The organism is Parasediminibacterium sp. HNIBRBA5674 (assembly GCF_056745525.1).
In genome coordinates this window covers 1-7525 of sequence record NZ_JBQWIE010000064.1, presented here as the reverse complement: position 1 = coordinate 7525, position 7525 = coordinate 1, and the positions used below count along the sequence as shown (strand labels likewise).

7 protein-coding genes are annotated in these 7525 nt (G+C 34.1%); 3 read left to right on the top strand and 4 right to left on the bottom strand.

The window, feature by feature from the left end:
* Nucleotides 1–427: 427 nt before the first annotated feature.
* The 3 genes from ACT9TX_RS17960 to hemW form a co-directional block, all read right to left on the bottom strand.
* On the bottom strand, nt 428–1501 hold the full coding sequence (locus tag ACT9TX_RS17960; protein ID WP_481340411.1) for a FecR family protein: 1074 nt from the start codon (nt 1499–1501) through the stop codon (nt 428–430).
* Between the two features lie 63 nt (nt 1502–1564).
* A complete protein-coding gene (locus tag ACT9TX_RS17955; protein WP_481340409.1) occupies nt 1565–2119 on the bottom strand; it encodes an RNA polymerase sigma factor in 555 nt (184 codons plus the stop codon).
* 112 nt (nt 2120–2231) lie between these two features.
* A complete protein-coding gene (hemW, locus tag ACT9TX_RS17950) occupies nt 2232–3395 on the bottom strand; it encodes a radical SAM family heme chaperone HemW (RefSeq protein WP_481340407.1) in 1164 nt (387 codons plus the stop codon).
* A gap of 121 nt (nt 3396–3516) precedes the next feature.
* On the opposite strand from hemW, the gene ACT9TX_RS17945 reads away from it, so the two are divergent.
* From ACT9TX_RS17945 to ACT9TX_RS17935, 3 genes are all read left to right on the top strand, one after another.
* Complete coding sequence (locus ACT9TX_RS17945; protein WP_481340405.1) at nt 3517–5286, top strand: POTRA domain-containing protein; 1770 nt, start codon at nt 3517–3519, stop codon at nt 5284–5286.
* A gap of 78 nt (nt 5287–5364) precedes the next feature.
* Nucleotides 5365–6411 (top strand): DUF4271 domain-containing protein, encoded by a 1047-nt coding sequence (locus ACT9TX_RS17940; RefSeq protein ID WP_481340403.1) that lies wholly within the window; start codon nt 5365–5367, stop codon nt 6409–6411.
* Nucleotides 6412–6435: 24 nt separating this feature from the next.
* Nucleotides 6436–7233 (top strand): uroporphyrinogen-III synthase, encoded by a 798-nt coding sequence (locus tag ACT9TX_RS17935; RefSeq protein WP_481340401.1) that lies wholly within the window; start codon nt 6436–6438, stop codon nt 7231–7233.
* Between the two features lie 58 nt (nt 7234–7291).
* Here the strand turns inward: ACT9TX_RS17935 and ACT9TX_RS17930 are convergent.
* Nucleotides 7292–7525: transposase family protein (locus ACT9TX_RS17930; RefSeq protein ID WP_481340399.1), on the bottom strand; the 234-nt coding region annotated here is incomplete at its 5' end.

The window sequence follows — 7525 nt, the reverse complement described above, 5'->3', positions numbered from 1 at the left end:
TAAATGTTTTCTATCCAAAACGTTCGCCTTTACTTAATAAGTATGCAAAAAATAAATTTAGATGCGTTTGCCCTGGGGGTAATGTCAAGTGTTTGTGCATTTGCACTAATTATGGCTAGCAGGCAAAGCCATAGAAGCAAGTTAGTTTGTTTCATTTGTTGGGGGTGTTTTGTTTGCAGCTACTACGATAGTTAGGGCAACCATACCCACTGTTAATTATTAGTTAACAGTGGGTAGTAACATAAATAGGGTTACAATGCAGCAAGACAAGTAGTAAAACTTTTTTGTCAAAAATTACTTGTCAAAACTATTTTTTTTGACAAACTTATTTTGACAAGTTGATTTTGTATATAGCCCCCTCATACATCGGCATAAAAAAACCATCCGCCTAAGCGAATGGTTCTAGCCTAAATCCTAATGCAAAAAATTATTCGGCTATAATTTTAAAATGCGTGTTGCCGCTTTTAAGTAAGGTTAATTTATTAATAGTGGTAATGGTAGACAACATATTTTGAGCTTCGTCTGATTTTTTAAATGTACCTGTAAATACCATGCCTTTTATGGTAGCTAGGTTGTATTTGATGCTAATTCCATATTGATGTTCTAATACATTAAATACATCGGTTAATGGGGTATTGGTAAATTGCAATTGTGTATCGGTTACGTAATTATCCCAATTAAGGGCTTGCTTATTATCAGTATCAGCTAAAGCTGTTTTGCTATTTTGGGTATTAATACCAGTAATAGTAGCGGTAAGATTATTGGTATTCAATACTAATTGTTGATTTGGCACTAAGAATACACTTTTAAAATTGCTACTACTATCAGTTTGCTTTATTACTACTCTGCCTGTATATAATTGCACTGTAAGCATATTGGTATTTTGGGTAGCTATTATTCTAAAAGATGTACCTAAGGCAATGGTAGAAAAGCCTGCGGCTTGTACTTCAAAAGGGCGATTTTTATCTTTGGCTACATCAAAAAATGCGGTGCCTATTAATTGTATTTGGCGCTTATCGTTGGGAAAATGCCTTACAAAAGATACGGTGCTATTAGGGCTTAATTGTATTGAAGACCCGTCTTCTAAAGCAAGATATTGTATCGTATCAGTTGTATTTTTTTGTGTAAAAGTATCAATGCTTAATGAAGCAATCTCTTTATCAGCATTAGCAATAGTACTATTGTTAAACAACCATTTGCCCGTATTAAAAAGAATGATGGCAGCGGCAGCTACCGATGTGGCAGTTACCATCAAACGAATAAGTCTTGCATGTTGTTTTGGTGCTGGTGGTTGTATATTCGTTTTTAGCGTCTCAAATTGTTGTAGTAATTGCTGCTTACTCAATTGTGGGGTTACTTGCAAGTTGTTCCATTCATCTGCAGAGAAATATTGGTCTACCCATTCTGGATGTTGTTCTAATAATTGTACAACTTCCTTGGCCTCTTTTACACTAAGGCTTCCACTTAAAAATTGATGTATGATGGTTTCTGATAATTGCATTGTAAATAGCTATAACTTACTACTACGAAAATTGACGGTGTAATACCTACTCTAATAAAAAAATTATTTGGGTAGATGTAACCATAGAACTATAACACTACCACTTGTAGTAATAAAGTGCTTGAGTTGCTGAATGGCTTTGGTAATATGGTTATTTACACTTTTTGGTGAAATGGCTAGTGTCTTGGCAATTTCATGGTGCGAAAGTCCTTCTTCACGGCTCATTTTAAATACTTTTTGCCGTATTGGGGGTAAATTCAGTATAGCACCATGTAACATTTGTGCAAATTCTTTAGTTTCTAATAAGCCCCCTTCTTTGTTGCTAAATTCAGTACCATATACATCCTCAATAGATACAATTTCTAACTTTTTCTTTTTGAGGGTATCAATAAAAATAGTTTTGGCAATTCTAAATATCTGTGCAGCGATAGGTATGTCCTCAGATAAAGACTTCCGATACACCCATAACTTAATAAAAGTTTCTTGCGACAATTCTTCGGCTATAAATGAAGACCCTGTTTTACGGAGATAGTAGGTATATAACCGTTCATAATTATCAATATACACTTGCTCAAAGGCTGAAGTATCACTATTTTTTATTGCAGCAGTGTGTTTCAAAATAATAGTACAGCAATGGTAAAATGCAACATAGCGAACGCAATATCAATTAATCTGCGGCATTTATGAAATTATACTAGTGTTAAGACATTGCTACTTTACTTTCGGTTTGTCAGTTACTGTCTAAAAAAGATTGAAAGCTTTTCCCATTTTTTAACTGAAATAAATCTGCTGCAATACCATCTGCCAATAATCTACCAGCATTTGTTAGGCGCAAGTATTGATTGCTTTGTACCATGTGATTATCGTGTAAATAAGGCTGTGCTGCTTGCATAATATCCGCGAGTATTTTCTCACCCCAGGATTCTTGTACCTTCTTTAATGATAAACCTTCCATGGTTCTAAGGCTAGTCATAATGTATTCGTTCAATTGCTGTGTGGGGGTTAAATGTTCTACCTCAAATGGTACTATTTGCTTGGCTATACTTGCCATGTACAAGGCATTATTGGCAATATTCCATTGGCGGCTATTGCCATTAAACGAATGTGCTGATGGCCCAAGGCCTAAGTAAGTTTTGCCTTGCCAATAACTGCTATTATGCCTACTTCTGTGGCATGGCTTAGCAAAGTTTGAAATCTCGTAGTGTTCAAAACCTGCTGCTTGAAGCCATTGCATAAGCAGTTCAAAATGTCTTGCTTGTTTCTCTGCATCTACATTGGCAATCTTTTCTAGTTGAATCATTTTGTCTAAAGCCGTTTTAGGCTCTACCGTAAGTGCGTAGCAAGACAAATGTGTTACGCCTAAGTCAATAGCTGTTTGTACGTTTTTTTGCCATTGTTCATCGGTTAAAGTAGGCGTACCATAAATTAAATCGATGGTAAGATTATTAAAGCCATATTGCTGCGCCAATTGAATACAATGGGTAGCTTGTGTGGCAGAATGTGCTCGGTTCATCCAGCGTAAATCGTCTTCTACAAAAGATTGTACACCAATGCTTAAGCGATTGATGCCCATTTGCCGCCAGGCTAGTAAACGTTCTTCGGTAATATCATCAGGATTTGATTCTAATGTAATTTCTGCGCCATCATTTACTGTAAAAGTTGTTTTAATGGCTTGTAAAATACGTTCAATTTGCGCAGCAGTACACAGACTAGGCGTACCACCACCAAAGTAAATGGTGTCTATATTTTCTTGTAAATAGTATTGCTGTAGTGCCACTTCTGCTACAATTGCATCTATCATTTGCGGCAGCAAACTATGCGTAGTAGAAAAGTGAAAGTTGCAGTAATGGCAAGCTTTGCGGCAAAAAGGAATATGAATATAAATACCTGCCATTAAGATTTATGGTTTACGAATTATGATTTGTGATTCTACTAATTTTTATACCTGCATTAATTTACTATGTACCTATGTTTCTATGTGGTTACAAAAACAATCGTAAACTTGTAATGATTTAATGGCGAAAGTACAGTTATACAGTTTGTTTTTAGGGGTTTTATTGTGTGGATACTTGGCGAAAGTAACTGCACAGAGTCACTCTTTACGCATACGATGCAACGATAGTACTGTGCAGCAATTACAACTTACTACTAAGTTTACCAACAAGTTGCAGTGTAAAACCTACATCAACCAATTACCTAGTTTCTTGCAATCAAAAGGTTATTTAGCCGCATCGGTAGATAGCTTTTATCAAGATTCTGCAACCACTACTATTCAATTGTTTTTAGGCGATAAATATGTGTGGCAATCGCTTAGCATCATGCCGCAGCAACAAACTTTGTTGGATCAATTGGGCATAAAGAAAGAAGCATTTACAGCCAAGCCCATTAACCCACAAAACATTGTACAATTACAAGAAAAATTGCTAAACTATTTTGATAATTCTGGTTATCCATTTGCCAAAATTGGTTTTGATAGTGTGCAAATAACAAATGGTAAAGTGCAAGCACAACTAGCTGTAAACAAAGGCATGTGGTATAAATTTGATAGCCTACATGTACTTGGCAATGCCAAAATAAGTAGCCATTTTTTATACCATTATCTTAATCTACAACCTGGTGAAGCATTTAATAAAGAGAAGCTAAATACTATTAACCAACGCTTGTTAGAACTACCTTACTTGCAGCAAAGCAATGATTGGAATTTGAATATGTTGGCTACATCGTACAGCATTAATTTGTATTTACAGCCTAAAAAAAGTAATCAGATTAATGTGTTGATTGGCTTTTTGCCAGCAAATCAGCAAGTAGGTGGCAAGCTTTTACTTACTGGTGAGGCCAATTTGAACTTAAAAAACGCCTTTGCCACAGGCGAAACCATTTTATTTAACTGGCAACAATTACAATCTGCTTCACCAAGGTTAAACCTAGGCTTTCAAAAGCCGTATATTTTCAATTCAAAATTTGGTATCGACTTTGGCTTTGAACTGTATAAAAAAGATTCTGCCTACTTAAACTTAACTGCAAAATTGGGTTTACAATATGTACTTTCTGCTAAACAATCAGGCAAAATATCGATAGAAAGTTTTAAAACCAACTTACTAACCGTTGATACTGCCACCGTAATTATTACCAAAAAACTGCCAGATATTATTGATGTAAGCACCACTAACCTTACGCTTGAATACGAGTTGAACAATACCAATTACCGTTTTAACCCACGCAGTGGTAACGAATTTAAAATAGGTGTTGGTGCAGGCAATAAAACCATCAAAGCTAATAACACCATTACTCAGCTGAAAAGTAGCAGCTTCAACTATAACAGCCTATACGATACCATTCAAAAAAATACTTATCAACTAAAAGTAAAAACAAGTTTGGCACATTATTTCCCTACTGGTAGGCAATCGGTTATTAAAACTGTTATCAACGCAGGCTGGTACGAAAGCCCAAATTATTTTAGAAACGAGTTGTTTCAAATAGGTGGTTATAAATTATTGAGAGGTTTTGATGAAGAAAGCATTTTTGCAAATAGATATGCTGTCGGTACATTAGAATATCGCTATCTGGTGGGTATTAATTCTTATTTCAATGGCTTTTTAGATTTGGGTGCTGTAAACAATAAAGTAACTAACACTACTAATAGCTTTATAGGTGCTGGTTTTGGGTTAGCTTTTGAAACGAAACAGGGTATCATTAACATCAGTTTTGCCGCAGGCAAGCGCAACGATTTACCTTTTAATTTTAGAGAAAGTAAAATTCACTTGGGCTTTGTGAGTATTTTTTAAAATTGAATGTACAATTTCAAAAGTGCTTTGTATCACCACCGTCTAATCCACTATTTTTGCGGCTCAACAGCATTGTAATTGAAGCAAAATTTCACCATATTTTTTTTATTCCTCGTATCATTTGCCTTTGGGCAAATGGATAGCACGAATGCCAATAAGCCCAATAAAATAGATAGTGCTAAAAGCATTAAAGCCAAAGCATTACTGAATAGGAAAGTAAATATAATTGATAGCGCAAAAAAGAAATTAGCAGTTGATTCTACTAAAATAAAAGATTCATTAAAATTAGCAGATTCTACAAAGACAGTTCAGGTTTTAATTGATTCATTACAGAAAGATTCGTTGGCAAAAGCTACTACAAAAAATGCTTTGCCAAAAATTGACACTTCAACTTACGCTACAATTCAATCGGTACCATATTTACCATTTGGTATAGAAGTAGAGTTTAAATTACAAAAAGACCATCATGCCGATAAAAAAGACGAACTTTTCTACATACTTGCGGCAGGATTTATGCTCGTGGGGTTTGTAAAAATTGTTTTTCCAAGATATTTCAATAACATGTTTAGCTTGTTCTTTCAAACCACATTACGCTCAAAGCATACTAGAGAACAATTATTACAGAATAAATTAGCTTCATTACTAATGAACCTGCTTTTTATTGCAACAGGCGGTATTTATATCGCACTAGCTGTAAAACTAAAAGGTTGGGTATCTGTAGATTTCTGGTGGCTCATAGTATATGCATCGGTAATATTAGCTCTCATTTACACTACAAAGTTTCTATTTTTACAATTTAGCGGTTGGGTTTTTAATACAAAAGAAGCGGCTCATACATATACGTTCATTGTTTTTCTAAGTAATAAAATAATTGCAGTAGCACTATTACCTTTTTTACTTGTTTTATCTTTTAATAATGGGCAAATAGCTGAGATTACTTACACAATTTCTGTCATTCTAATTATTGGCATGTTACTATACAGATATCTAGTATCATTGACTTCTGTTAGGAACGATTTGAGTATAAACCCCTTACATTTTTTCCTATACCTTTGTTCCATTGAAATCTTGCCATTATTAATCATTTATAAAGCGGCTTTCAATTATATAGGAACAAACATTTAATTTTGCCAAAATTTTAATTATCGCATGGCTAAAAAAGTAGCAGTAGCATTAGAAACTGAAACTGAAGTAATAAAAAAGATACTTATTTCTCAACCTAAGCCAGAAAGTGAAAAGTCACCATACTTTGATCTTGAAAGAAAGCATCACGTAGAATTAGTGTTTCTTCCCTTCATAAAACTAGAAGGTATTATAGCTAAAGAATTTCGTAAGCAAAAAATAGATATTACTTCATTTACAGCTGTAGTCTTTACAAGCCGTAATGCCATAGATCATTTCTTCAGAATGTGTGAAGAAATGAAAATAACTATTAATCAAGATACAAAATATTTCTGTGTGACAGAAGCTGTTGCACTATATCTACAAAAATTTATACTATATCGTAAGAGAAAAGTGTTCTATGGCGCAGATGGAACCAATAAAAGTATGTTTGACGTTATAAATAAACATAAAGAAAACGAACGATTTTTATATGTATGTAGTGAAAATCAGCAAGACAATGATATTGTAAACTGGTTTAAAAATCATAAGTGCGATTATAAATTAGCCTTTATGTATCGTTCTGTGAGCAATGATATAAAATCAATTGTAGAAAATAATAAGTTCGATATTATCTGTTTTTTTACACCAAGTGGTGTGAAAAGTTGGTTTGATAATTATCCAGAATTCAAACAAAATAAAGTTTTCCTAGGATCCTTTGGGCAAAATACAACTAAATCCCTTGAAGATTTGGGGCTAGAATTAGCTATTAAGGCCCCTCAGCCACAGGCTCCGAGCATGGTATCTGCTTTAGATAAATTCTTGCTGGCACATAATAAGAAGTAGGGTAGCCTACATTTAATACCACTTTTTCCGCATCACTTATTAGACCTCTAACATAAAATTAAAATGGCAATTGGTAATTACAAATGGCAGGGATTAGGTTAATTCTAAGTGCAAAACGTCTTCTTCTATTTCTGTATTTATCAGATAGTATTCTAAATATTTTCATAGTTCTAATAATATTTTCTACTACGACTCTTGTTGAGGATAACTGCTGATTCTCTTTTTTCTGTGCGTTTGTAAGTGGTGTTTTCTTTTTACCCTTAATGGGTATTTTACTATTTGTGTGCTTACG